This window comes from Kitasatospora sp. NPDC022856 (assembly GCF_055561235.1).
In genome coordinates, this window is sequence record NZ_JBVHHE010000007.1 from 1 (window position 1) to 23275 (window position 23275).

The following is a 23275-nucleotide window of genomic DNA, read 5'->3' on the forward strand; positions in this document are numbered from 1 at the left end:
CCGCCGCGAACGGAGCGATCTTCGCCTCGGCCAGCGAACGCACCGCCTCACGCAGCATCTCGTGCTCCTCGGAGATCCGGAAGAGATCGAAGTCCGCCGACCCTGCGCTGCCCGCCATGATGCCTGCCTCGCCGCTCAGTTGTTAGTTACCGTTAAGTAGATCCTAGGGCTCCGACCTGCGGCTGCCTAGGTTCAGTCGACGTCGGACCCGAGGGTGTCGCCGGCCCGGTGCTCCTGGAAGTACTCCGGCATCCGGTCGTTGCGCATCGCCTCCCAGAGCTGCGCCGCCGGACGCTCGTCCAGCAGCACGACGCTCTGGCCGTCGCGGGTGTCGAAGCCGCCGAACGGCGCGTTCATGAAGCGGACGTCGTCGGCGCGCAGCGAGCGCAGGCCCCAGGCGAGCTGGAAGAGGTCGGTGTTGGAGAGCCGGTCGTCCACGCTGACCACCTCGCCGACCGACTGCAGCAGGCCGCCGAGGCGGGACGGACTGGCCAGCGTGCCGGAGTCCATGACCCGGAGCATCAGCGCGCGCAGGAAGTTCTGCTGGCGCTTGGTGCGGTCGAGGTCCCCGCCGGGCAGACCGTAGCGCTCACGGACGTACAGCAGCGCCTGGGCGCCGTCCATGTGATGGGTCCCGGCCTCCCAGGCGCGGGCCTCGCCGGCCGCCTCGATGGTGCGCGGAATGGTGATGTCCACGCCGCCGACGGCGTCGGTGAGGGCGCGGAAGCCGTTCCAGTCGACCACGGCGAGGTGGTCGATCCGGATGCCGGTGAGGTTCTGCACGGTCTCGGTCATCAGGGCCGGGCCGCCCCAGGAGTACGCGGCGTTCAGCTTGGCCTTGCCGTGCCCGGGGACGTCCACCCAGGTGTCGCGGGCCAGCGAGACCAGCGAGGCGCTGCGGCCGTCCTCGGACAGGTGCAGCAGCATCATGGTGTCGCTGCGGGCCGCGCCCTCCTGCCAGACCGGGGCCGTTGCCCGGCTGCCGGTGGTCGGCACGTCGGAGCGGGCGTCCAGGCCGACCAGCAGCAGGTTGAGGCCGCTCGCCGGGACGGGCCTCGGCTGGGCGGACTCCGGCGCCGTCGGGAAGGCGTCCGGGATCCGGGTGACCGAGGAGGCGTAGTGCTCGGCCGCCCAGAAGAGCGCGCCGCCCGTACCGAGGACCACCACCAGCAGCGCGGAGAGCGTCCAGAGCAGGACGCGGCGGGTGCGACGGCGGCGGGCCGGCGGCTCGGGGCCCCGGTCCGGCCCGGCGGCCTCCGCGCCGCCGGCGCGCGGCCCGAAGAGGCTGAGCCCCTCCGCCGGCCCGGCGGACCCGTCGGGGCGCGGCGGTTCTTCGGTGTGGGGCGCCTCGGCGGCGTGGGGCGGTTCTTCGGCGTGGGGCGGGCGCGGCGGTTCTTCGGCGTGGGGTGTGTCCGGTGTGTCCGTGCTCTCGGGCTTCGGATCCATGCGCGCATTGTGCCGCCGGTCACAGCGCCCGTGTGGGGGTTCCGCCGGATCGCGCCCGGCGCACACCCGGCGCCCGGCGGCAGCACCCGGGTGCCCGGAACATCGGCGCAGGCGGGACGGCCTGGGCCGGGTCCGGACGGGCGGATAGCATCGGTGCTCGCACGTCCTGCCCGTCCCACGGCAGGCAAGGTCGAGATTCCGCAAAGGGGAACCCGTGACCCTCCGCATCTCCGTGATCGGCACCGGCTATCTCGGTGCCACCCACGCCGCCGCCATGGCGGAGTTCGGCTTCGAGGTGCTGGGTCTGGACATCGACCCCGAGAAGATCGCCACGCTGACCGCCGGCCGGGTGCCGATGTACGAGCCGGGCCTGTCCGAGCTGCTGCTCAAGCACGTGGCGGGCCACGAGGGTTCGACCGGCCGGCTGCGCTTCACCACCTCCGCCCAGGAGGCCGCGGAGTTCGGCGACGTGCACTTCGTCTGCGTCAACACCCCGCAGCGCAAGGGCGAGTTCGCCGCCGACATGTCCTACGTGGACGCCGCGATCGACGAGCTGGCCCCGCACCTGACCCGGCCGGTGCTGGTGGTCGGCAAGTCCACCGTGCCGGTCGGCTCCGCGAACCGGCTGGCCGAGCGGCTGGCCGCGCTGGCGCCGGTCGGCGAGGACGCCGAGCTCGCCTGGAACCCGGAGTTCCTGCGCGAGGGCTTCGCCGTCCAGGACACCCTGCGGCCGGACCGGATCGTGGTCGGCGCCCGCAGCGAGCGCGCCGAGCGGCTGCTGCGCGAGGTGTACGCCGAGCCGATCGCGGCCGGCGTGCCGTTCGTGGTCACCGACTTCGCCACCGCCGAGCTGGTCAAGGCCGCCGCCAACTCCTTCCTGGCCACCAAGATCTCGTTCATCAACGCGATGGCCGAGGTCTGCGAGGCGGCCGGAGCCGACGTCACCCTGCTCTCCACCGCGCTCGGCCACGACGACCGGATCGGCCGCAAGTTCCTCAACGCGGGCCTGGGCTTCGGCGGCGGCTGCCTGCCCAAGGACATCCGCGCGTTCATGGCCCGGGCCGGGGAGCTGGGCGCCGACCAGGCGCTGGCCTTCCTGCGCGAGGTCGACTCGATCAACATGCGGCGCCGCTCCCGGATGGTCGAGCTGGCCCGCGAGCAGTGCGGCGGCGGCTTCCTCGGCCGCCGGGTCGCCGTCCTCGGCGCCGCCTTCAAGCCCAACTCCGACGACATCCGGGACTCCCCCGCGCTGAACGTCGCCGCCCAGATCCAGCTCCAGGGCGCGCAGGTCACGGTGTACGACCCGAAGGCGATGGACAACGCCCGCAAGATGTTCCCGGGCCTCGCCTACGCGCAGTCCCCGCTGGAGGCCGCCGAGGGCGCGCATGTGGTCCTGCACCTCACCGAGTGGCAGGAGTTCCGCGACCTCGACCCGGCCGAGCTGGGCACGGTGGTCGCCGAGCGCCGCCTGCTGGACGGCCGCAACGCCCTGGACGCCGACGCCTGGCGCGCGGCCGGCTGGACGTACCGGGCGTTGGGCCGCCCGAGCTGACGCGGCACGCGCCGGGGCCCGCCGGTCGTTCCGACGACCGGCGGGCCTCGTGCCTGCTAACCGAACCGCCCGCCGAGCCCGAGCCGGGGGATCTCGATGGCGGGGCACTTGTCCATCACCATCGCGAGACCGGCCGCGCGGGCCCGCGCGTAGGCGGCCTCGTCCACCACGTCGAGCTGGAACCAGACGCCCTTGGCGCCGATGGCCACGGCTTCGTCGGCCACCGCGCCGGCGAGGTCGGACCGGACGAAGGTGTCGACCACGTCGACCTCGAACGGGATGTCCGCCAGCGAGGCGTACCCCTGCTCCCCGTGAACGGTCTCGGCCTTCGGGTGCACGGGCACGATCCGCTTCCCGAAGCGCTGCAGCACCTCGGCGACGCCGTACGCGGCGCGCCGGCGGTTGGACGACAGGCCGACCACGGCCCAGGTGTCGCCCAGCTCGGTAAGGATCTTGCGGACCGTCTCCGGGTCGCCGTACATGCCCTGCCTCCTCGCAGCCGCTGACTCAACCACTGCCAGCACCCCGGTCCGCCCGGCCATTCCCGGGCGGACCGGGCCGGGAACGGCCGGCCGCGCTGGTGCTCAGCCGGCGAGGCCGTCGAGCTGCGCGAGGGTGGCGATGGACGGGCGGCGGGTGGTCCGCAGCTCACGCGCGACGGCCTCGGCGTCGCGCAGCACGCGTACCGCGTTGTGCCAGGTGAGCTTCCCGAGGTCGGTCGGCGACCAGCCCCGGCCGAGCAGTTCGGCGATCAGGTTGGGGTAGCCGGCCACGTCGTCCAGCCCGGCCGGGAGGAACGCCGTGCCGTCGAAGTCGCCGCCGATGCCGATGTGGTCGATGCCCGCCACCTCGCGCATGTGGTCGAGGTGGTCGGCGACCGTGGCCGGGGTGGCGACCGGGCGGGGGGTGGCCTGCTCGAAGGCCCGCTGGCAGGCCATCCCGGCCGGGGTGGTGTCGAGGTGGTCGAAGCCGTGGGCGCGCATGTTCTCGTCCGCGGCGGCGGTCCACTCGATGGCGGCGGGCAGGATGAACTTCGGGACGAAGGTGGCCATCGCCACGCCGCCGTTGGCCGCCAGCCGGCCGAGCACGTCGTCCGGGACGTTGCGCGGGTGGTCGCAGACGGCGCGCGCCGAGGAGTGCGAGAAGAGCACCGGCGCCTCGCTGACCCGCAGCGCGTCGCGCATGGTGTCGGCGGAGACGTGCGAGAGGTCGACCAGCATGCCGAGCCGGTTCATCTCCCGGACGACCTCCTCGCCGAACCGGGTCAGGCCCCCGGCCGCCGGCTTGTCGGTCGCGGAGTCGGCCCACGGGGTGTTGTCGTTGTGGGTGAGCGTCAGGTACCGGACGCCGAGCTCGTACAGGGCGCGCAGGGTGGCCAGCGAGGAGTCGATGGAGTGGCCGCCCTCGGCGCCCATCAGGGAGGCGATCCGGCCGTCGGCGCGGGCGGCCTCCATGTCCTCGGCGGTGAACGCGAGGCGGAGCCGGTCGGGGAAGCGGGCGGCCAGGGCCCGGACGAAGTCGATCTGCTCCAGGGTGGCGCTGACGGCGTGGTCGCCGGCCAGCCGCGAGGGGACGTAGACGGACCAGAACTGCGCGCCGACCCCGCCCGCGGCGAGGCGGGCGAGGTCGGTGTGCAGCCGTGAACTCTGGTCGGCGGCCAGGTCGAGCGTGTCGAGGTCGTAGCCGACCTGCTCGCGCATCGCCCAGGGGAGGTCGTTGTGGCCGTCCACCACGGGGGTGTCGCGGAGGAGGGCGCGGGCACGGTCCAGCAGGGCGGCCGGGTCGGGCTGCTCAGCGGAGTCCAACAGCTCAGAGGTCATACGAGCTGTTGTATCCGATATGACTACTTTCCAAAGCCGAAGGAGGCGGAACCCGCCACCTTGGCCCGCAGCTTCTTCCCCTTCTCGGTGGCCTGGCTGTTCAGCTCGGCCTGGAAGTCGGTCATCTTCTCGGTCAGCTCCGGGTCGAACGCGGCCAGCATCCGCACCGCCAGCAGGCCCGCGTTGCGCGCACCCGCCACCGAGACGGTGGCCACCGGCACCCCGGCCGGCATCTGGACGATCGACAGCAGGCTGTCCATGCCGTCCAGGTAGCGCAGCGGCACCGGGACGCCGATGACCGGCAGCGGGGTGACCGAGGCGAGCATGCCCGGCAGGTGGGCGGCGCCGCCGGCGCCCGCGATGATCGCCTTCAGGCCGCGCCGGTGGGCCTCCTCGCCGTACGCGACCATCTCGCGCGGCATCCGGTGCGCGGAGACGACGTCCACCTCGTAGGGGATCTCGAACTCGTCGAGGGCCTGGGCCGCGGCCTCCATGACCGGCCAGTCGGAGTCCGAGCCCATCACGATGCCGACCAGGGGGCCGGGGGAAGAGGAGGTCATTCGGTGATCGTTCCTCGCAGGTAGGCGGCCGCGTGACGGGCGCGCTCGCGGACGTCGTCGAGGTCGTCCCCGAAGACGTTGACGTGACCGACCTTGCGGCCGGGCTTCACGTCCTTCCCGTACATGTGGATCCGCAGGCCGGGGTCACGGGCCATGCAGTGCAGGAAGGCGTGGTACATGTCCGGGTAGTCGCCGCCGAGCACGTTGACCATGACGGTCCACTTGGCGCGCGGCCGGGGGTCGCCGAGCGGCAGGTCGAGCACGGCCCGCAGGTGGTTCTCGAACTGCGAGGTGACGGCGCCGTCCTGGGACCAGTGCCCGGAGTTGTGCGGGCGCATGGCCAGCTCGTTGACCAGGATCCGGCCGTCCCGGGTCTGGAACAGCTCGACCGCCAGGTGGCCGGTGATGTCCAGCTCGCCGGCGATCCGCAGGGCCAGCTGCTGGGCCTCGTCGGACAGCGCCGGGTCGAGGTCCGGCGCCGGGGCGGTCACCTCGGCGCAGACGCCGTTCTCCTGGACGCTCTCCACCACCGGGTAGGCGACGGCCTGGCCGCTGGGCGAGCGGACCACGTTGGCGGCCAGCTCGCGGACGAAGTCCACCTTCTCCTCGGCCAGCACGGGGACGCCGGCCAGGAACGGCGCGTGCGCCTGCTCCTCGTCGTCGACGACCCAGACGCCCTTGCCGTCGTAGCCGCCGCGGACGGTCTTGAGGACGACCGGGTAGCCGGCGCCCTCCTCGGCGAAGGCCGTCACGTCGGCCGGGCCGGAGACGATCCGGTGCCGGGGGCAGGGCACCCCGATGGAGTCGAGCCTGGCCCGCATCACGCCCTTGTCCTGGGCGTTGACCAGCGCCTCCGGGCCGGGCCGGACGGCCACGCCGTCGGCCTGCAGGGCCCGCAGGTGCTCGGTCGGCACGTGCTCGTGGTCGAAGGTGATCACATCGCAGCCGGCCGCGAAGCGGCGCAGCGTGTCGAGGTCGCGGTAGTCGCCGAGGACGGTGTCGGAGACCACCTGCGCGGCGGAGTCCTGGGGCGTGTCGGCGAGGAGTTTGAACCGGACCCCGAGCGGGATGCCCGCCTGGTGTGCCATCCGGGCCAGCTGCCCGCCGCCGATCATGCCCACTACTGGAAAATTCGCATTGCCCGGGGAAGTCACCCCGCCAGGATATCCGGGCCGGTCGGGGGCCATGGAACCGCCATGGAACCGTACGGCCGGCGGGCACCGTCCCAGGGAGCGAGGAGCCCTGGGGGCTGAGCCGATCGGCGGAACCGGGTAGCCTGGACCGCTAGGTCCTGGTACGCGTGGTCCGATCATGTGCGTGCACGCAGGGCTCAAGGGGCCAGCCGCGCATCCGCTCCGGGCCCCCTCGTCCGCAGCACATGGAGGCAGCCCGGTATGGCGACGACCGCAGCGTCGAACCCCCCGCTGACGCAGAGACTGCGCGGTCTGTCGGGCGAGGTGGTGAAGTTCGGCATCGTCGGCCTGAGCGGTGTTGTGGTCAACTTCGCCGTCTTCTGGATCTGCATCAACGGGTTCCACCTGGCCTCGCTGCGGTCCAACATCGCCGCCACCCTGGTGGCCATCGCGACCAACTACCTCGGCTACCGCTACTGGCTGTACCGGGACCGCGACGCCGCCTCGCGCAAGCGCGAGATCACGCTGTTCCTGCTGTTCAGCGGCGCCGGGATGCTGATCGAGACCGGGGTGCTGGGCTTCTCGGTCTACGTGCTCGGCCTGGACTCGCACTTCGAGCAGCTGGCCGCCAAGGTGGCCGGCCTCGCGGTGGCCACGGTGTTCCGCTTCGTCTCCTACCGGACGTGGGTCTTCACGGCCGTCCCGGAGACCGGCGCCGAGCCCGCCCCGGCGGCCGAGGTCGTCGCGCAGGCCGAGCTGGTGCTCGCCGCCGAGGAGATCCGGTACGCCAAGGCCGAATAGGCCCGCCCCCTTGCACCGCCCGCTCGGGCGGGAGGACAGTGGTGACCGAGGGCGAGCACGGCCGGCGAACGATCGAGGCCCGGGGGATCCCAGGAGGCTCGCCATGGCGTTCGTCCAGATCATCGACTGCAAGACCGACAAGGTGGACGACCTCAACCGGCTGATGGACAGCTGGGCCGAACAGACCGAGGGCCGGCGGACGGTCGGACACGCGATGGTCGGCGCCGACCGCGCGGACCCGCGGCACCTGGTGGAGATCGTCGAGTTCGCCTCCTACGAGGACGCGATGAAGAACTCCTCGCTGCCCGAGACCGACCGGATCTTCCGGGAGATGGTCGCGCTCTGCGACGAGCCGCCGACCTTCACGGACCTGGACGTGGTCCGCGACACCCGGTTCTGAGAGCACCGCAGGGGCCGGACCGGGAGCGCCGCGCGAAGGACCTGCCGCTCAGGCCTCGCGCTGGCTGCGGCCCAGGAAGATGGCGAACACCGGCGGCTTCAGCGAGAGCAGTTCGAGCCGGCCGCCGTCCGCCTCCGCGAGGTCGCGGGCCACCGCCAGGCCGATCCCCGTCGAGTTGCGCCCGCTGACCGCCCGTTCGAAGACCCGGTTGCCCAGCTCCGGCGGCACCCCGGCGCCCTGGTCCTGCACCTCGACCACCACCGACGTCCCCGACGGCCGCACCCGCAGGGTGATCAGCCCGGCGCCGTGCATCAGCGAGTTCTCGATCAGGGTGGCCAGCACCTGGGCCACCGTGCCGGGGGTGCCGACGGCGGTGACCCCGTGCAGGCCCTCCACCTGGAGCACCCGGCCGGTGCCGCGCAGCGACGGGCCCCACTCCTCCACCTGCTGCTTGACCACGTCGTCCAGGTCGAAGGCGACCGCGGTGGGGCTGCGCGGGTCCCGCTGGGTGGTGAGCAGCCGCTGGACGACGTCGGTGAGCCGCTCGACCTGCTGGAGGGCGATGGTCGCCTCCTCCTTGACGGTCTCCGGATCCTCGGCGACCGCGGTGATCTCCTCCAGCCGCATGGAGAGCGCGGTGAGCGGGGTGCGCAGCTGGTGCGAGGCGTCGGCGGCGAGCCGCCGTTCGGCGGTGAGCATCCGGGCGATCCGCTCGGCGCTGACGTCCAGCACCTCGGCGACCCGGTCCAGCTCGGGCACCCCGTAGCGGCGGTCGCGCGGGCGCGGGTCGCCGGAGCCGAGCCGCTCGGCCGTCTCGGCGAGGTCGGTGAGCGGCCGGGCCAGCCGCTTGGCCTGCCAGACGGCCAGGGCGACGGCCGCCTGGACGGCGAGCAGCGCCACCACGCCGAGCAGCAGCAGCATGTTGGCGATCTCGTGGTCGACGCCGGCCCGGGACTGCTCGACGGTGACGGTCTCACCGCTGGCGCCCTGCTCGACGGACTTCAGCAGGTGGGTCCCGGCCGGCCGCTCGCCGCTGGAGACGACGGACTTGCCGGGGATGTCCACCTCGACGTACTGGCCGTCGGTGACCTGGTTGGCGAACTTGTCGCCGGTGACCGGCTCGCCCGCGGAGAGCCGGTTCTCCACCAGGGCGAGCACCCGGACGGCGGCCGCGTCCACCCGGTCCTGCGCCGAGTTCACGATGGTGCGCTTCTCGACCAGGGCGAGCGGGACGCAGAACACCGCGACCACCACCAGGACGACGCCCAGCAGCGAGTTGATCATCCGGCGCTTCACGCGGCCGCTCCCCGTGGTGGTTCGTTCCCCTTACGGGGGCTACTTCTTCTTGAGGGGCTAGTTCTTCTCGAAGCGGAAGCCCACTCCGCGCACGGTGGCGATGTAGCGGGGGTTGGCCGCGTCGTCGCCGAGCTTCTTGCGCAGCCAGGAGATGTGCATGTCCAGCGTCTTGGTGGAGGTCCACCAGGTGGTGTCCCAGACCTGGCGCATGATCTCCTCCCGGGTGACCACCCGCCCGGCGTCCCGGACCAGCACCCGCAGCAGCTCGAACTCCTTGGCGGAGAGCGTCAGCTCCTCCTCGCCGAGCCAGGCGCGGTGGGACTCGATGTCGATCTTCACCCCGTGCGCGCCGGTGGTGAGCTGGTCCACGTTGCCGCGCCGGAGCAGGGCACGGACGCGGGCGAGCAGCTCGGCGAGACGGAAGGGCTTGGTGACGTAGTCGTCGGCACCGGCGTCCAGGCCGACCACGGTGTCCACCTCGTCCGCACGGGCGGTGAGGACGAGGACGGGGCAGCTCTTGCCGTCGGCCCGCAGGCGGCGGCAGACCTCCAGGCCGTCCATCTCGGGAAGACCGAGGTCGAGGACGACGAGGTCGACCTCCTCGGTGAGCCCGGCGGCCAGTGCGGCCGGACCGTCCTCGCGGACGAGCACCTCATAGCCCTCGCGTCGCAGGGCCCGGGCGAGCGGTTCGGAGATCGCCGGATCGTCCTCGGCGAGCAGCACACAGGTCATGTGGTGATGGTAGTCCGCCGGGGATAGGGGGCCTGCGCTGTGAGGTAGTTCACAGAGCGTGATCGTTATACGGAGCGCGATCACCGCTCAACGGACATGCCCCAGCCGCCCGTTCGGCGAAGATTCCACGGCTGGGTCTTGCATCCGAAGGAACATGTCCAGCCCTACCATGGATCTATCGATCAGATTGATCGCAGACTTTGCCATCGCCATACCTAATTGGCGTGTTTTGTCAGCTGATAACGCCAAATCTGGCCACGTACAGTGGTTTGGTCCACGTCCGCCGTACCCCCCTAGGCGGACGCTGTCAGCAAGGAACCACTACACATGGCGTCTACGACCCTGGAGTCCGGCATTCAGTCGGCCTCTCCCAGCGGCAAGACCTTCCTCGGGCACCCCCGTGGACTCGCCACTCTCTTCATGAGTGAGATGTGGGAGCGCTTCAGCTACTACGGCATGCGCGCCCTGCTGGTCCTTTACATGACCGCCTCCATCACGGAGGGCGGTCTCGGCATGAAGATGGCCGTGGCCAGCGCGGTCTACAGCGTGTACACGGCCATGGTCTACCTGCTGGCCCTGCCGGGCGGCTGGATCGCCGACCGATTCCTCGGTGCCCGCAAGACCGTCGCGGTGGGCGGCTCGATCATCATGATCGGCCACTTCCTGCTGGCCGTTCCGGCGAGCGTGTCGTTCTTCGTCGGCCTGGCGTTCATCGCGCTCGGCTCCGGCCTGCTGAAGGCCAACATCTCGACGATGGTCGGCCACCTGTACGACGGTCCGAACGACCCTCGCCGTGACGGTGGCTTCACCATCTTCTACATGGGCATCAACCTCGGTGCCTTCGCGGCGCCGCTGGTGATCGGCACCATCGGCCAGAGCGTCAACTGGCACCTCGGTTTCGCCCTCGCCGGTGTCGGCATGGCGATCGGCCTGATCCAGTTCATGCTGGGCAGCCGCCACCTGAGCGCCAAGAGCGACGTGGTGACCTCGCCGATCTCGGCAGCCGAGAAGCGCGTGATCTTCAGGAAGGCCGGCTTCTGGCTGGCGCTGGCCACCGTGTTCTACGCGGTCGTCGCGCTGACCGGCCACTTCACGATCAACTGGGCGATCTGGCCGCTCTCGATCGCCGGCATCGCGCTTCCCGTGTTCGTCTTCGCCAAGGTGAAGCGCGACAAGGACCTCGACGCGGGCGAGCAGTCCAAGATGAGCGGTTACATCTGGTTCTTCGTGGCCGCCGCCGTGTTCTGGATGATCTACGACCAGTCGGGCTCGACTCTGAGCATCTTCGCGGACGAGAACACCTCGTCCACGCTGTTCGGCTTCGACTTCCCGTCGACCTGGTTCCAGTCGCTGAACCCGCTGTACATCATGGCGCTGGCCCCGGTCTTCGCCTGGCTCTGGGTGGCCCTCTCCCACAAGGCCAAGAACCCCAGCACCACCATGAAGTTCGCGTTCGGTCTGCTGATGATCGGCGCCTCCTTCCTCGTCATGATGCTGGCCATGGCGGCTGCCGCGGGCGGCACCAAGGTCACCCCGCTCTGGCTGGCCATGGTGTACCTGATCCAGACGGTCGGTGAGCTGACGCTCTCCCCAGTGGGCCTGTCCGTCACCACCAAGCTGGCCCCGGCGAAGTACGCCAGCCAGATGATGGGCGTCTGGTTCCTCGCCGTCACCGCCGGTGACTGCGTCGCGGCCATCTTCCAGCTCGTCCTCGGCGACAGCGTGGTCGGCAGCACCTGGTACTTCGCGGTCCAGGGTGCGATGGCGATCGTCGCGGGCATCGGTCTGGCGATGTACCGCAAGAAGGTCGTGAAGCTGATGGGCAACGTCCACTGACGCACCCCGAAGCACCGCCGGGCACGCCCGGCACGAGGGGCCGGTACGGATCGGAAGATCCGTACCGGCCCTTTTTCGGACGCGTGACCGCCCCGAGGCGTGTCAGGGTGTCGGGCATGTCGAGTGAATCGCTGCCCCGTCAGCTCGCCCGTACCCGTCGGTTCTCCCTCGGGGTGCCCGCCCATCCGGTCGTCTGCGACAGCGGGCGGACGGTGCTGTTCCTGCGCAGCCGGGCCGGGGACGACCCGGTCGGCTGTCTCTGGGCGCTGGACGCCGACAGCGGCGAGGAGCGGCTGCTGGCCGATCCGGCCGGGCTGGGCGGCGAGGGCCGGGACGTCCCCGAGGCGGAGCGGATCCGCCGCGAGCGCTCCCGCGTGCACGCCACCGGAATCACCGCCTTCGCCGCCGACCGGGACGGCCGGACGGTCGTCTTCGCCCTGGGCGGGGAGCTCTGGGTGGCGGACCCCGCCGGGGGCGGCGTCCGCCGGATACCGACCGCCACCGGCGTCTACGACCCGCGCCCGGACCCGACCGGCCGCCGGATCGCCTACGTGGGTGACGGGGCGCTGCGCGTCATCGGGGTGGACGGCACCGGGGACCGCGCGCTGGCCGAGCCCGAGCACGCCGAGGTCGCGTACGGCGTCCCCGACCACGTCGCCGCCGAGTCCATGCACCGCACCCGGGCGTACTGGTGGTCGCCGGACGGCACCCGGCTGCTGGCCGCCCGGGTGGACAACGGCCCGCTCGCCCGCCTCCACCTCGCCGACCCGGCCGATCCGGCGCGGCCGCCGCGCGTCCTGCGCTACCCGCTGGCCGGCACCGCCAACGCCGACGTCTCGCTCTGGCTGCTGGACCTCGACGGCGGCCGTACCGAGGCCCGCTGGGACCGCGCCGGGTTCGAGTACCTGGCCGCCGCCGGCTGGGACGCCCACGGCCCCTTCGCCGCCGTGCAGAGCCGGGACCAGCGCACCGTCCGCACCCTCGCCGTGGATCCGGCCGACGGCGCCACCCGGACGCTCGCCGAGCAGCGGGACGAGCACTGGGTCGAACTCGTCCCCGGCCTGCCCGTCCGCACCGCCGCCGGGGTCCTGGTCGACGCCGCGGACCTCGGCGACACCCGCCGGCTCACCGTGGGCGGCGAGCCCGTCACCCCGCCCGGTCTCCAACTGCGCTCGGTGCTCGGGACCGACGGCGAACAGGTCCTCTTCACCGCCTCCACCGAGCCGACCGAAACCCACCTGTGGTCGTACGACCCGGCCGAGGGCGCCGTACGGCTCAGCTCCGCGCCCGGCGCGCACACCGGCGTACGGAGGGACGGCACCCTCGTCCACACCGCGCGGACGCCCGGTGCGCCCGGCGGGCACACCATCGTCCACCGGAACGGGCGCCCCGCCGTCGACCTGCGCTCGCACGCGCAGCGCCCCGTCCTCACCGCCCGGCCCGAGCTGCTCCGGCTGGGCCCGCGCGAGCTTCGCGCCACGCTCTTCCGGCCCACCGGCCACCGCCCCGGCGACGGCCCGCTGCCCGTCCTGCTCGACCCCTACGGCGGGCCCGCGCTGCAGAAGGCCACCGCGGCCGGCGGCTGGCCCGACCTGGTCTCGCAGTGGTTCGCCGACCAGGGCTTCGCCGTCCTGGTGGTGGACGGACGCGGCACTCCCGGCCGGGGCCCGCACTGGGAGAAGGCCGTGTTCGCGGACATCGCCACGCCGGTCCTGGACGACCAGGTCGAGGCCCTGCGGGAGGCCGCACTGGCCCGCCCCGGGCTGCTGGACCTCGACCGGGTCGCCGTCCGGGGCTGGTCCTTCGGCGGCTTCCTGGCCGCCCTGGCCGTGCTGCGCCGCCCGGACGTCTTCCACGCCGCGGTGGCCGGGGCCGCGCCCACCGACCACCGGCTGTACGACACCCACTGGAAGGAGCGCTTCCTCGGCCACCCGGACGAGCACCCGGAGCGCTACGACGCCTGCTCGCTGATCCCCGACGCCGCCGGCCTGCGCCGGCCGCTGCTGCTGGTGCACGGCCTGGCCGACGACAACGTGCTGCCCGCGCACACGCTGCGGCTCTCCGCCGCCCTGCTCGCCGCCGGCCGCCCGCACGAGCTGCTGCCGCTCAGCGGGGCCACCCACTCCCCCAGCGACGAGACGGTGGCGGAGAACCTGCTGCTGCACCAGCTGGACTTCCTGCGCCGCGGCCTCGCCGCGCGGGGCCGGTAACGACCTGGGGGGCGACGGCGGTCGCCGTCGCCCCCCAGCCCCCGGAGCCGTGAAGGTCAGACCTCGCGGACCCCGGCCCGCCAGACCGCCGCCGTCAGCGGGACGCCCGGCCGGTACGCGAGGTGGACGTGCGAGGGCGCTTCCAGCAGCTGGAGGTCGGCCCGGGCGCCGACCGTCACCACGCCGACGTCGGTGCGCCGCAGCGCCCGGGCGCCGCCCGCGGTGGCGGCCCAGACCGCCTCGTCCGGCGTCATCCCCATCTCCCGGACCGCGACCGCGATGCAGAACGCCATCGAACTGGTGAAGCTGGAGCCCGGGTTGCAGTCGGTGGAGAGCGCGACGACGGCGCCCGCGGCGAGCAGCCGGCGCGCGTCCGGGTAGGCGGCGCGGGTGGAGAACTCCGCGCCCGGCAGCAGCGTCGCCACCGTCTCCGAGCCGGCCAGCGCGGCCACGTCCTCGTCGGTGAGGTGGGTGCAGTGGTCGGCCGAGGCCGCCCCCAGCTCGACGGCGAGCTGGACGCCCGGGCCGTAGGAGAGCTGGTTGGCGTGCACCCGGGGGGTGAGACCGCGCTCGATCCCGGCGGTCAGGATCGCCCGGGCCTGGTCCCCGTCGAAGGCGCCGTTCTCGCAGAAGACGTCCACCCAGCGGGCGTAGGGCGCGCAGGCGTCCAGCATGTCGCCGGTGACCAGGTCCACGTAGCCCGCCGGGTCGTCGGCGTACTCGGGGGCGACCACGTGGGCGCCCAGGTAGGTGGTCTCGGAGGTGTACGAGGAGGCGATCCGCAGCGCCCGGGCCTCGTCGACGACGGTCAGCCCGTAGCCGGACTTGCACTCGATCGCGGTCGTCCCCTGCCGCAGCGCCTCGCGCACGAACCGGGCCAGGTTGGCGTCGAGTTCGGCGTCGCTCGCGGCCCGGGTGGCGGCCACCGTCGTCCGGATCCCGCCCGCGGTGTACGACTGGCCGGACATCCGGGCGTTGAACTCCGCGGTGCGGTCCCCGGCGAACACCAGGTGGGCGTGCGAGTCGACGAAGCCGGGCAGCAGCGCCCGCCCGGCCGCGTCGAACCGCTCGTCCGCGGCGGGCGCCTCGGCCGCCGGCCCGACCCAGGCGACCGTGCCGCCGTCCACCACCACGGCCGCGTCGGTGAGCAGGCCGAGCGGCCCGGTCCCGTACGCGGGGTCGTTGGTGACCAGGCTGCCGATCCCGGTGATCAGGGTGCTCGGCATGCCCTGGCTCTGCGGGCTGCTCGGGGTGCTCACATCAGGCCTTTCGGGGCTGGACCCGGGGGCGGGCGGGGTCGGCCCCCGCCCGCCCCCGGGAGGTACGGGGACTCAGCAGCTCAGCGCGGCGATCGAGGACCGCAGCGCGCCCGGGACGTCGGGCACCAGCTGGTGGGCGCCGTCCCGGACGATCTGCCGTCCGCCGACCACCACGTGCCGCACGTCGGCGGCCGAGGCGGCGAACACCGCGATCTCGGCGCCGAGCCGGCTCGGCGGCCCGGCGGTGCGCACCGAGTCCAGGGCGATCACGGTGAAGTCGGCCAGGGCGCCGGCCTCGATCCGCCCGGCCTCCGGCCAGCCGAGCGAGGCGTGTCCGTCCTCGGTGCCCGCCCGCAGCAGCGAGTTGGCCGTCCAGTGGCCCCGGGTCCTGGTCCGCAGTCGCTCGTCCAGCTCCAGCGCGCGGGCCTCCTCGAACGGGTCGATGACGGCGTGGCTGTCACTGCCCAGGGTGATCGGGCAGCCCGCCGAGGCGAGCCGGCGGGCCGGACCGATGCCGTCGGCGAGGTCCCGCTCGGTGGTGGGGCACATGCAGATGGCGGTCGAGGAGTCGCTGAGGAGCTTGATGTCCTCGTCGGTGAGGTGGGTGGCGTGCACCGCCGAGGTGCGCGGGCCGAGCGCGCCGTGGTCGGCGAGCAGCCTGGTCGGGGTGACGCCGTGCGCGGTGAGGCAGGCGTCGTTCTCGGCGGTCTGCTCGGAGAGGTGGACGTGCAGCGGGGCCCGGCGGCCGTCCGTCCACCGCGCGACGGTGCCGAGCTGCTCCGCCGGTACCGCCCGCACCGAGTGGATCGCGGCGCCGATCCGGGCGTGCTCGCGCGGCTTGAGCGCCTCCACCCGCTCGGCCCAGGCGTCGGCGTCGCCGTCGCTGAACCGGAGCTGCGGCCTGGTCGGCTCGGCGCCGAAGCCGGCCGACAGGTAGCAGGTGTCCAGCAGGGTGATCCGGATCCCGGCCCGGGCGGCGGCCTCGATCAGCGCCTCGCCCATCGCGTTCGGATCGTCGTAGCGGCTTCCGCCGGGCGCGTGGTGCAGGTAGTGGAACTCCCCCACCGCGGTGATCCCGGCCAGCGCCATCTCGGCGTAGACGGCGGTGGCGAGCTCCAGGTAGCTGTCCGGGTCGAGCGCCCCGGCGAACCGGTACATGGTGTCGCGCCAGGTCCAGAAGGTGCCGGAGCCGACCTGCACGTGGCCGCGCAGCGCCCGGTGGAAGGCGTGCGAGTGCGCGTTGGCCTGGCCGGGCAGCAGCAGCCCGGCCAGCCGGACGGCGCCGGGCGGACAGGGCCCGCTGTCCGGCGTCACCGCGGTGATCCGGCCGCCGGGGCCGGTGGCGATCAGCACGTCCTGCTCGACCACAGGCCCGTTGGCGTGCGGCAGCCAGGCGTGCTCCGCCCAGTAAGTCGTCATGTGCGCGCCTCCGGCACGGCCTACTGACACGCCAGGTCCTCCAGTACGTCGGCGAGGGCGGTCACGCCGGCCAGGCAGTCGGCCGTCTCCGCGTGCTCGGCCGGGGAGTGCGAGACCCCGCTCGGGTTACGTACGAACAGCATGGCGGTCGGGATCGCCGATGCCAGGATTCCGGCGTCGTGTCCCGCGCCGGTGGGCAGGATGGGCACGCCGTCGGGGGCGCCCGCCGCGTTGAGCCGCCGGGCGAGCCGGTCGCGCAGCGGGCCGTCGAACTCCACCACCGGCGTGTAGGACTCGCGGGTCAGTTCGACCCGGACGCCGTCGCGGTCGCCGCGCTCGTACGCCGCCCGCTCGATCTCCTCGACCAGGGCGGTGAGCGTCTGCTCGTCGGCGGCCCGGGAGTCCAGCCAGCCGCGCACCAGGGAGGCGATCGCGTTGGTGCCGTTGGGCTCGACCGCGACCTTGCCGAAGGTGGCCAGCGCCCCTGCCGTCCGCGCCTTCTTCCGCGCCGCGAGCACGGTGTTGGCGTAGGTGAGCATCGGGTCGCGGCGGTCCTCGATCCGGGTGGTGCCGGCGTGGTTCGCCTCCCCGTGGAAGTCGAACCGCCAGCGGCCGTGCGGCCAGATCGCGCCGGCCACGCCGACCGGCTGGTCCTCGGCGAGGTAGCGGCCCTGCTCGACGTGGAGTTCGACGAAGGCGCCGATCCGGGCCAGCCGGTCGCCGTCCGCGCCGATCCCGGCCGGGTCGTAGCCGGCCTTCTCCATCGCGTCGGGCAGCCGGACGCCGTCGGCGTCGCGCAGCTCGTACGCCTGGTCGCGGCCGAGCACGCCCGCGCTCAGCCGGGAGCCGATGCAGGCCACGCCGAACCGGGCGCCCTCCTCGTCACCGAAGTTGACGATGGCCAGCGGCCGGTCGAACTCGGCTCCCCGCCCGCGGAGTTCGTCCAGCGCGGCGAAGGAGGAGACCACCCCGAGCGGGCCGTCGAAGGCGCCACCGTCGGGGACGGAGTCCAGGTGCGAGCCGGTGACGATCGCGCCCTCGCCCGCCGGGTCGCCCAGCCAGGCCCACTGGTTGCCGTTGCGGTCCAGCTCGTAGGTCAGCCCGCGGCCGCGGGCCTGCTCCTCGAACCAGGACCGGCACTCGGTGTCGGCGGAGTTCCAGGCGAAGCGGCGGTAGCCGCCGGAGGAGGCGGAGCGGCCCACCGGGAGCAGCTCCGCCCACATCTCTTCGAAGGTCACAGCTCACCCGTCGGGCCGTGCTCGTTCATCGGGACGCGGACGCCGCGCTCGGCGGCGACCTCGTCGGCCCGGTCGTAGCCGGCGTCGACGTGGCGGATCACGCCCATGCCCGGGTCGTTGGTGAGCACCCGGCGGATCTTCTCGCCGGCCAGCGCGGTGCCGTCGGCCACCGTGACCTGGCCCGCGTGGATCGAGCGGCCGATGCCGACGCCGCCGCCGTGGTGGATGGAGACCCAGGACGCGCCGGAGGCGACGTTGACCATGGCGTTGAGCAGCGGCCAGTCGGCGATCGCGTCGGAGCCGTCCAGCATCGCCTCGGTCTCCCGGTACGGGGAGGCGACCGAGCCGCAGTCCAGGTGGTCGCGGCCGATCACGATCGGCGCGGACAGCTCGCCGGAGGCGACCATGTCGTTGAACCGCTCGCCGGCCTTGTCGCGCTCGCCGTAGCCGAGCCAGCAGATCCGCGCCGGCAGGCCCTGGAAGTGCACCTTCTCCTGGGCCATCTTGATCCAGCGGTGCAGCGACTCGTTCTCCGGGAAGAGGTCGAGCACGGCCTTGTCGGTCTTGGCGATGTCCTGCGGGTCGCCGGAGAGCGCCGCCCAGCGGAACGGGCCCTTGCCCTCGCAGAACAGCGGCCGGATGTAGGCCGGGACGAAGCCCGGGAAGGCGAACGCGCGGTCGTAGCCGGCCAGCTGGGCCTCACCGCGGATCGAGTTGCCGTAGTCGAACACCTCGGCGCCGGCGTCCATGAAGCCGACCATCGCCTCGACGTGCCGGGCCATCGACTCGCGCGAGCGCTGGGTGAACTCGGCGGGCTTCTCGGCCGCGTAGGTCGCCATGTCGTCGAAGGCGACTCCGACCGGCAGGTAGCTCAGCGGGTCGTGGGCGCTGGTCTGGTCGGTGACGATGTCGATCGGCGCGTCCATCGAGAGCAGCTGCGGGAACACCTCGGCGGCGTTGCCCAGCAGGCCGATGGAGAGCGGCTCGCGGCGGTCGCGGGCGGCGGTGGCCAGCTCCAGCGCGTGCGCGAGGTTCTTGGCCTCGACGTCCAGGTAGCGGTGCTCGATCCGGCGGGAGATCCGGGACGGGTCGCAGTCGACGCAGATCGCCACGCCGCCGTTCATCGTCACGGCCAGCGGCTGGGCGCCGCCCATGCCGCCGAGGCCGGCGGTGAGGGTGATCGTCCCCGCCAGGGTGCCGTCGAACCGCTTGTTGGCGACGGCGGCGAAGGTCTCGTAGGTGCCCTGGAGGATGCCCTGGGTGCCGATGTAGATCCACGATCCGGCGGTCATCTGGCCGTACATGGTGAGGCCGAGGCTCTCCAGCCGCCGGAACTCCTCCCAGTTCGCCCAGTCGCCGACCAGGTTGGAGTTGGCGATCAGCACGCGCGGCGCCCACTCGTGCGTCTGCATGACGCCGACCGGCCGCCCGGACTGGACCAGCATGGTCTCGTCCTGCTTCAGCGTCTCCAGCGTGCGCACCATGGCGTCGAACGAGCGCCAGTCCCGCGCCGCCTTGCCGGTGCCGCCGTAGACGACGAGCTTCGACGGGTGCTCGGCCACCTCGGGGTCGAGGTTGTTCATCAGCATCCGCAGGGCAGCCTCCTGCTGCCACCCCTGCGCCGTCAGCCCCGTACCGCGCGCCGCCCGCACCTCGCGCGGCCCGCTCGCCTGCTGCTGCACCATGTCCCGGCTCCCTACGGATGAATTCATTCAAGCTCGACTTGGCTGAATATATCCAATCATTCAGTCTCCGGCCAGACCTGAGCGCATCCGATCAGCCGGCATCGCGACAACCCCGCCGCGCTACCCCGAGTCGGGCGAACACCAGCCACTCGGCCCAGGCGCCGCCGGGTGGAGGGCACGGCGACGCGCCCCGCCGTACACCCCGGACAGCCGCGCGACGGCCGCCGCGGAGTCCGGGCGAGGCACGGGCCTGCGCGCGCGGGATCGTCGCGGGAGCCGCCCGGCCCTGCGCGGCGGGCGCGCGAGGCGGACGGCCGACCCGACCCGGCGTCAGGCCGCCGCGTCGCCGTCCCAGTCGATGCCGATCTCGGCGAGCCAGCGGCGGTCGTCGGCGTCGGGGTCCGCGGGCGCGGCCGGGGCGGCCGCGGCGGCCTGACGCGGCGGGCGGGGGATCTCCTGGACGGGGCCGAGGCCGTACTTGTCGGCGGCCGCCGCGGCGCGGCCGTCGGGCTCGATGACGCCGACGTGGACGGCGCTCTCGTCACCGGCGTCGAGGACGACGAGTTCGGGTTCGGGCAGCCGCCGCAGGGTGACGCGGCGTCCGCAGGCCGGGCAGGACCATTCGTCGGCGCCCGAGGCGAGTCGGCCGACGAACTTCATCTCGTGGATCACGCGCATCACAGGCTCCCCCTGCCGGTCGGCCCTGCTCCGGGGCCTGTTGACAGGATTCCCGCCCCAAGTACGGTCCTACTCCAAAAACAGCCCACGAGCCGTCGCGGACTGCTCGATCGACTCCAACCGGGCCTCGGCGCCGGGGAGTTCGTCGCACATGGTCTGGAGCAGCACCCGGCCGAGCATCATCGGCGCGCACGCGGTGTCGAAGACCAGGCCGGTGCCGACGGCGGCCGGCAGCATCAGGTCGGAGAGCTTGGCGACCGGCGCGAAGGCACTGTCGGCGACGGTCAGCACCGTCAGACCGCAGTCCCGGGCCACCGTCAGGGCGTCCATCAGCTCGCGCGGGTAGCGCGGCAGGGCGAAGCAGAGCAGCGCGGAGGCGCCGGCGGCGGCGGCCTGTTCCAGGCGGTCGGCGAGCATGCTGCCGCCCTCGTCGAGCAGTCGGATGTCCGGGTGCACCTTGGCCGCGAAGTAGGCGAAGCCGCGGGCCTGCGCGGAGGCGGCCCGCAGGCCGAGGACGGGCAGCGGGCGGGAGGCGGCGAGCAGCCGGGCCGCGCGGATGATCGGTTCGGGGTCGGCGAGCAGCTCGGCGAGCAGCCGCAGGTGCTCGATCTCGGCGAGGACGGCCTGCTGGTGCTCGTTGCGCACCACGTCGTCCGGGGTCTCCGGGGCGGCGCTCGGCTCCCCCGCGCCCAGCTCGCGCAGCTGCTTGCGCAGCGCCGGGTAGCCGTCGTAGCCGAGGGCCACCGCGAAGCGGGTGACCGAGGGCTGGCTGACGCCGGCCAGTTCGGCGACCTCGACGCTGGAGAGGAACGGCGCCTCGGTGGCGTGCCGGACGAGCGAGTGGGCGATCCGGCGCTGGGTGGGGGTGAGCCGGTGGCCCTCGAAGAGCTGGAGGAGTCGGGCGGAGGGGCCTACCGTGCCGGTGTCGTCGGTGGCGGTCATCAGCGGTACCTCCGGGTGCGAGCTGTTCGGACGACGACTGTGCAGCAGCGGACTGCCGCTGGCAAAGACGTCTCGTACGCCGGGACGCCCGATGAGACCCCCCGGCGGTGCGGATCACCCCTCCGGGTGACCCTGATTTCCCCCTGATCCGCCCCGATCCCGGCGCGAACCGATGGACTGGAGCCCCGGCGCTGCACCAGGCTGAGCGCCATGGACACACGCCAGGACGAACTGCGACGCGACCTCGACGCGGCTCTGCAGACCCGCAAGGAGCTGGGCGAGGAGTACGAGTCGGAGATCGTCGACTCGTTCCTCGCCCGGCTGGACGCCCGGTTGGACGCCCGCCTCGACGCCCGGGTGGAGCGCCGGGTGGCGGAGCGGCTCGACGGCTACGGCCCGGCGGAGCACCTGCGCCGGCGCTCCTTCGGCCGTTCCGGCTCGAAGCTGCCGCTGATCTCGCTGGTCCTCGGCATCCCGCTGACCGGCATCGCGACCAGCGGCTCGAACGGCTTCATGGGCCTGCTGGTCTGCTGGGCCGGCATCGTCGGCGTCAACTACGCCGCCATCGCCGCCGACCGGCGCGAGGAGAAGCGCGCCCGGCCGCCGCGGGGCGAGTGGGACTGACTCCCGCCCGCCCCGGGCGGCGGCGGCCTCGTCAGGCCAGCGGCCCGGTGACCTTCTCGACGGCCCGGACCAGCTCGCCGGAGGCGACCAGCGCGGCGGCGGCCTCCAGGTCCGGCGAGAGGAAGCGGTCGCGGCCGGCGCCGCCGACCCCGGCCTCCCGGGCGACGGCCAGCGCGGCGAGGGTCGCCGGCGAGGGCGTGCCGCTGGCGTCGGCCTGCCGGCGGATCTCCAGCGCGCGGGAGGCGGCGGTCAGCTCGACGGCCAGGATCCGGCCGAGGTTCTCGACGGACTGGCGCAGCTTGCGGGCGGCCGACCAGCCCATCGAGACGTGGTCCTCCTGCATCGCGGAGGACGGGATCGAGTCGACCGAGGCCGGCACGGCGAGCCGCTTGTTCTCGCTGACCAGGGCCGCCTGGGTGTACTGGGCGATCATCAGACCGGAGTCCACGCCCGGGTCGTCGGCGAGGAAGGCCGGCAGGCCGTGCGAGCGGGCCTTGTCCAGCAGCCGGTCGGTACGGCGCTCGGAGATCGAGCCGAGGTCGGCGGCCGCGATGGCGAGGAAGTCCAGCACGTAGGCGACCGGGGCGCCGTGGAAGTTGCCGTTGGACTCGACCCGGCCGTCCGGCAGCACCACCGGGTTGTCGACCGAGGCGGCCAGCTCCCGGGAGGCGACCAGGGCGGCGTGGGCCACCGTGTCGCGGCCGGCGCCGGCGACCTGGGGGGCGCAGCGGATCGAGTAGGCGTCCTGGACGCGCGGGGCGTCGTCCTGGTGGTGGCCGGTGAGGCCGGAGCCCTTGAGGACGGCCAGCATGTTGGCGGCGCTCAGCGCCTGGCCGGGGTGGGGGCGGATCGGGGCGTGCAGCTCGGGGGCGAGCACCTTGTCGGTGCCGAGCAGCGCCTCCAGGGTCATCGCGGCGGTGATGTCGGCGGTGGTGAACAGGCGCTGGAGGTCGGCGATGGCCATCACCAGCATGCCGAGCATGCCGTCGGTGCCGTTGATGAGGGCCAGGCCCTCCTTCTCCAGCAGCTCGACCGGCTCGATGCCGGCCGCGGCGAGCAGCTCGCCGGAGGGCTTGTCGACGCCGTCCGGGCCGGTCGCCACGCCCTCGCCCATCAGGACCAGCGCACAGTGCGAGAGCGGGGCGAGGTCGCCGGAGCAGCCGAGCGAGCCGAACTCGCGGACCACCGGCGTGATGCCGGCGTTCAGGATGGCGGCCATGGTCTGGGCGACCACCGGGCGCACGCCGGTCCGGCCGGAGGCCAGCGTCTTCATCCGCAGGAACATCAGCGCGCGGACCACCTCGCGCTCCACCGCCGGGCCCATCCCGGCGGCGTGCGAACGCACCAGCGAGCGCTGCAGCTGGGCGCGGAGCTCGGGGCTGATGTGCCGGACGGCGAGCGCGCCGAAGCCGGTGGAGACGCCGTAGACGGGGCGCGGCTCGGCCGCGAGGGCCTCGATCCGGGCCCGCGCGGTCGCCATCTCGGCGAGCGCGTCCGGACCGATCTCTACCCGGGCGTTGCCCCGGGCGACGGCCAGCACGTCCTCGGCGCTGACGTCGGCCTTGCCGACCTGGACGAGGGGCGCATCGGGGGCCACAGCACTGTGCATATCCATATGCATCATCACACCAGCTGAATGAAGAT

At 73.2% G+C, this 23275-nt stretch carries 19 protein-coding genes and 2 pseudogenes; 6 read left to right on the forward strand and 15 right to left on the reverse strand.

What is annotated here, in order from left to right; all coding sequences use genetic code 11:
- Together ACZ34W_RS10330 and ACZ34W_RS10335 are read right to left on the reverse strand one after the other, a co-directional pair.
- A pseudogene (locus ACZ34W_RS10330) lies at positions 1-118 on the reverse strand (acyl-CoA dehydrogenase); the annotation flags it as partial.
- A 74-nt stretch (positions 119-192) separates the two neighbouring features.
- Positions 193-1446, reverse strand: a complete 1254-nt coding sequence (locus ACZ34W_RS10335) for an LCP family protein (RefSeq protein ID WP_465603093.1) — start codon at positions 1444-1446, stop codon at positions 193-195.
- A gap of 214 nt (positions 1447-1660) precedes the next feature.
- Here ACZ34W_RS10335 and ACZ34W_RS10340 point away from each other — a divergent pair, with 214 nt between their 5' ends.
- Positions 1661-2998: a UDP-glucose dehydrogenase family protein gene (locus ACZ34W_RS10340; RefSeq protein WP_329487948.1), complete on the forward strand. Its 1338-nt coding sequence runs from the start codon at positions 1661-1663 to the stop codon at positions 2996-2998.
- Positions 2999-3054: 56 nt separating this feature from the next.
- Here the strand turns inward: ACZ34W_RS10340 and ACZ34W_RS10345 are convergent, their stop codons facing one another.
- From ACZ34W_RS10345 to ACZ34W_RS10360, 4 genes are all read right to left on the reverse strand, one after another.
- A complete protein-coding gene (locus tag ACZ34W_RS10345) occupies positions 3055-3480 on the reverse strand; it encodes a CoA-binding protein (protein ID WP_465603095.1) in 426 nt (141 codons plus the stop codon).
- Between the two features lie 102 nt (positions 3481-3582).
- Positions 3583-4818, reverse strand: coding sequence for a dipeptidase (locus tag ACZ34W_RS10350; protein WP_465603097.1), 1236 nt, complete (start codon positions 4816-4818; stop codon positions 3583-3585).
- 23 nt (positions 4819-4841) lie between these two features.
- On the reverse strand, positions 4842-5378 hold the full coding sequence (purE, locus tag ACZ34W_RS10355; RefSeq protein ID WP_465603099.1) for a 5-(carboxyamino)imidazole ribonucleotide mutase: 537 nt from the start codon (positions 5376-5378) through the stop codon (positions 4842-4844).
- Entirely contained in the window at positions 5375-6565 is a 1191-nt protein-coding gene (locus ACZ34W_RS10360; RefSeq protein ID WP_352297982.1) for a 5-(carboxyamino)imidazole ribonucleotide synthase, read from the reverse strand. Before ACZ34W_RS10360 ends, purE begins: the two co-directional genes overlap by 4 nt.
- 207 nt (positions 6566-6772) lie before the next feature.
- Here ACZ34W_RS10360 and ACZ34W_RS10365 point away from each other — a divergent pair, with 207 nt between their 5' ends.
- Together ACZ34W_RS10365 and ACZ34W_RS10370 are read left to right on the forward strand one after the other, a co-directional pair.
- Positions 6773-7312 carry a GtrA family protein gene (locus tag ACZ34W_RS10365; RefSeq protein WP_329487953.1) on the forward strand — a complete coding sequence of 180 codons (540 nt, stop codon included), beginning with the start codon at positions 6773-6775 and terminating at the stop codon, positions 7310-7312.
- A 103-nt stretch (positions 7313-7415) separates the two neighbouring features.
- Positions 7416-7700: pseudogene (locus tag ACZ34W_RS10370) on the forward strand (ester cyclase); the annotation flags it as partial.
- 60 nt (positions 7701-7760) lie between these two features.
- Here the strand turns inward: ACZ34W_RS10370 and ACZ34W_RS10375 are convergent.
- Complete coding sequence (locus ACZ34W_RS10375) at positions 7761-9008, reverse strand: ATP-binding protein (RefSeq protein ID WP_329487954.1); 1248 nt, start codon at positions 9006-9008, stop codon at positions 7761-7763.
- A gap of 57 nt (positions 9009-9065) precedes the next feature.
- Positions 9066-9740, reverse strand: a complete 675-nt coding sequence (locus ACZ34W_RS10380; protein ID WP_073924168.1) for a response regulator transcription factor — start codon at positions 9738-9740, stop codon at positions 9066-9068.
- A 327-nt stretch (positions 9741-10067) separates the two neighbouring features.
- Between ACZ34W_RS10380 and ACZ34W_RS10385 the strand changes: the two genes are divergently transcribed.
- Positions 10068-11576 (forward strand): peptide MFS transporter, encoded by a 1509-nt coding sequence (locus tag ACZ34W_RS10385; protein WP_329487955.1) that lies wholly within the window; start codon positions 10068-10070, stop codon positions 11574-11576.
- A 116-nt stretch (positions 11577-11692) separates the two neighbouring features.
- Positions 11693-13786 carry a S9 family peptidase gene (locus tag ACZ34W_RS10390; protein WP_465603104.1) on the forward strand — a complete coding sequence of 698 codons (2094 nt, stop codon included), beginning with the start codon at positions 11693-11695 and terminating at the stop codon, positions 13784-13786.
- A gap of 56 nt (positions 13787-13842) precedes the next feature.
- On the opposite strand, the gene hutI is transcribed toward ACZ34W_RS10390, so the two are convergent.
- The 6 genes from hutI to ACZ34W_RS10420 all read right to left on the reverse strand — a co-directional run bounded on the left by hutI (position 13843) and on the right by ACZ34W_RS10420 (position 21007).
- Entirely contained in the window at positions 13843-15012 is a 1170-nt protein-coding gene (hutI, locus tag ACZ34W_RS10395; protein ID WP_359835049.1) for an imidazolonepropionase, read from the reverse strand.
- A 105-nt stretch (positions 15013-15117) separates the two neighbouring features.
- On the reverse strand, positions 15118-16464 hold the full coding sequence (locus ACZ34W_RS10400) for a formimidoylglutamate deiminase (protein WP_329487957.1): 1347 nt from the start codon (positions 16462-16464) through the stop codon (positions 15118-15120).
- Positions 16465-16484: 20 nt separating this feature from the next.
- Positions 16485-17687, reverse strand: a complete 1203-nt coding sequence (locus tag ACZ34W_RS10405) for an allantoate amidohydrolase (protein ID WP_465603349.1) — start codon at positions 17685-17687, stop codon at positions 16485-16487.
- A gap of 11 nt (positions 17688-17698) precedes the next feature.
- A complete protein-coding gene (gene hutU, locus ACZ34W_RS10410) occupies positions 17699-19387 on the reverse strand; it encodes a urocanate hydratase (protein ID WP_465603106.1) in 1689 nt (562 codons plus the stop codon).
- A 330-nt stretch (positions 19388-19717) separates the two neighbouring features.
- Positions 19718-20065: a hypothetical protein gene (locus ACZ34W_RS10415; RefSeq protein ID WP_465603108.1), complete on the reverse strand. Its 348-nt coding sequence runs from the start codon at positions 20063-20065 to the stop codon at positions 19718-19720.
- A 69-nt stretch (positions 20066-20134) separates the two neighbouring features.
- Positions 20135-21007, reverse strand: a complete 873-nt coding sequence (locus tag ACZ34W_RS10420; RefSeq protein WP_329487960.1) for a MurR/RpiR family transcriptional regulator — start codon at positions 21005-21007, stop codon at positions 20135-20137.
- Positions 21008-21217: 210 nt separating this feature from the next.
- On the opposite strand from ACZ34W_RS10420, the gene ACZ34W_RS10425 reads away from it, so the two are divergent.
- Positions 21218-21631, forward strand: a complete 414-nt coding sequence (locus tag ACZ34W_RS10425; protein ID WP_352295420.1) for a hypothetical protein — start codon at positions 21218-21220, stop codon at positions 21629-21631.
- Positions 21632-21662: 31 nt separating this feature from the next.
- On the opposite strand, the gene hutH is transcribed toward ACZ34W_RS10425, so the two are convergent.
- Entirely contained in the window at positions 21663-23246 is a 1584-nt protein-coding gene (hutH, locus tag ACZ34W_RS10430; protein WP_359803632.1) for a histidine ammonia-lyase, read from the reverse strand.
- Positions 23247-23275 lie beyond the last annotated feature (29 nt).

Excerpts from the sequence above, each read along its gene's own strand:
- hutH (WP_359803632.1), bottom strand. The coding sequence starts at position 23,246 with ATGGATATGCACAGTGCTGTGGCCCCCGATGCGCCCCTCGTCCAGGTC.
- ACZ34W_RS10405 (WP_465603349.1), bottom strand. The coding sequence starts at position 17,687 with ATGTGGGCGGAGCTGCTCCCGGTGGGCCGCTCCGCCTCCTCCGGCGGC.
- ACZ34W_RS10335 (WP_465603093.1), bottom strand. The coding sequence starts at position 1,446 with ATGGATCCGAAGCCCGAGAGCACGGACACACCGGACACACCCCACGCC.
- ACZ34W_RS10420 (WP_329487960.1), bottom strand. The coding sequence starts at position 21,007 with ATGACCGCCACCGACGACACCGGCACGGTAGGCCCCTCCGCCCGACTC.
- hutI (WP_359835049.1), bottom strand. The coding sequence starts at position 15,012 with ATGCCGAGCACCCTGATCACCGGGATCGGCAGCCTGGTCACCAACGAC.
- hutU (WP_465603106.1), bottom strand. The coding sequence starts at position 19,387 with ATGGTGCAGCAGCAGGCGAGCGGGCCGCGCGAGGTGCGGGCGGCGCGC.
- ACZ34W_RS10390 (WP_465603104.1), top strand. The coding sequence starts at position 11,693 with ATGTCGAGTGAATCGCTGCCCCGTCAGCTCGCCCGTACCCGTCGGTTC.
- ACZ34W_RS10350 (WP_465603097.1), bottom strand. The coding sequence starts at position 4,818 with ATGACCTCTGAGCTGTTGGACTCCGCTGAGCAGCCCGACCCGGCCGCC.
- ACZ34W_RS10345 (WP_465603095.1), bottom strand. The coding sequence starts at position 3,480 with ATGTACGGCGACCCGGAGACGGTCCGCAAGATCCTTACCGAGCTGGGC.
- ACZ34W_RS10425 (WP_352295420.1), top strand. The coding sequence starts at position 21,218 with ATGGACACACGCCAGGACGAACTGCGACGCGACCTCGACGCGGCTCTG.
- ACZ34W_RS10365 (WP_329487953.1), top strand. The coding sequence starts at position 6,773 with ATGGCGACGACCGCAGCGTCGAACCCCCCGCTGACGCAGAGACTGCGC.
- ACZ34W_RS10400 (WP_329487957.1), bottom strand. The coding sequence starts at position 16,464 with ATGACGACTTACTGGGCGGAGCACGCCTGGCTGCCGCACGCCAACGGG.
- purE (WP_465603099.1), bottom strand. The coding sequence starts at position 5,378 with ATGACCTCCTCTTCCCCCGGCCCCCTGGTCGGCATCGTGATGGGCTCG.
- ACZ34W_RS10380 (WP_073924168.1), bottom strand. The coding sequence starts at position 9,740 with ATGACCTGTGTGCTGCTCGCCGAGGACGATCCGGCGATCTCCGAACCG.
- ACZ34W_RS10385 (WP_329487955.1), top strand. The coding sequence starts at position 10,068 with ATGGCGTCTACGACCCTGGAGTCCGGCATTCAGTCGGCCTCTCCCAGC.
- ACZ34W_RS10415 (WP_465603108.1), bottom strand. The coding sequence starts at position 20,065 with ATGCGCGTGATCCACGAGATGAAGTTCGTCGGCCGACTCGCCTCGGGC.
- ACZ34W_RS10360 (WP_352297982.1), bottom strand. The coding sequence starts at position 6,565 with ATGGCCCCCGACCGGCCCGGATATCCTGGCGGGGTGACTTCCCCGGGC.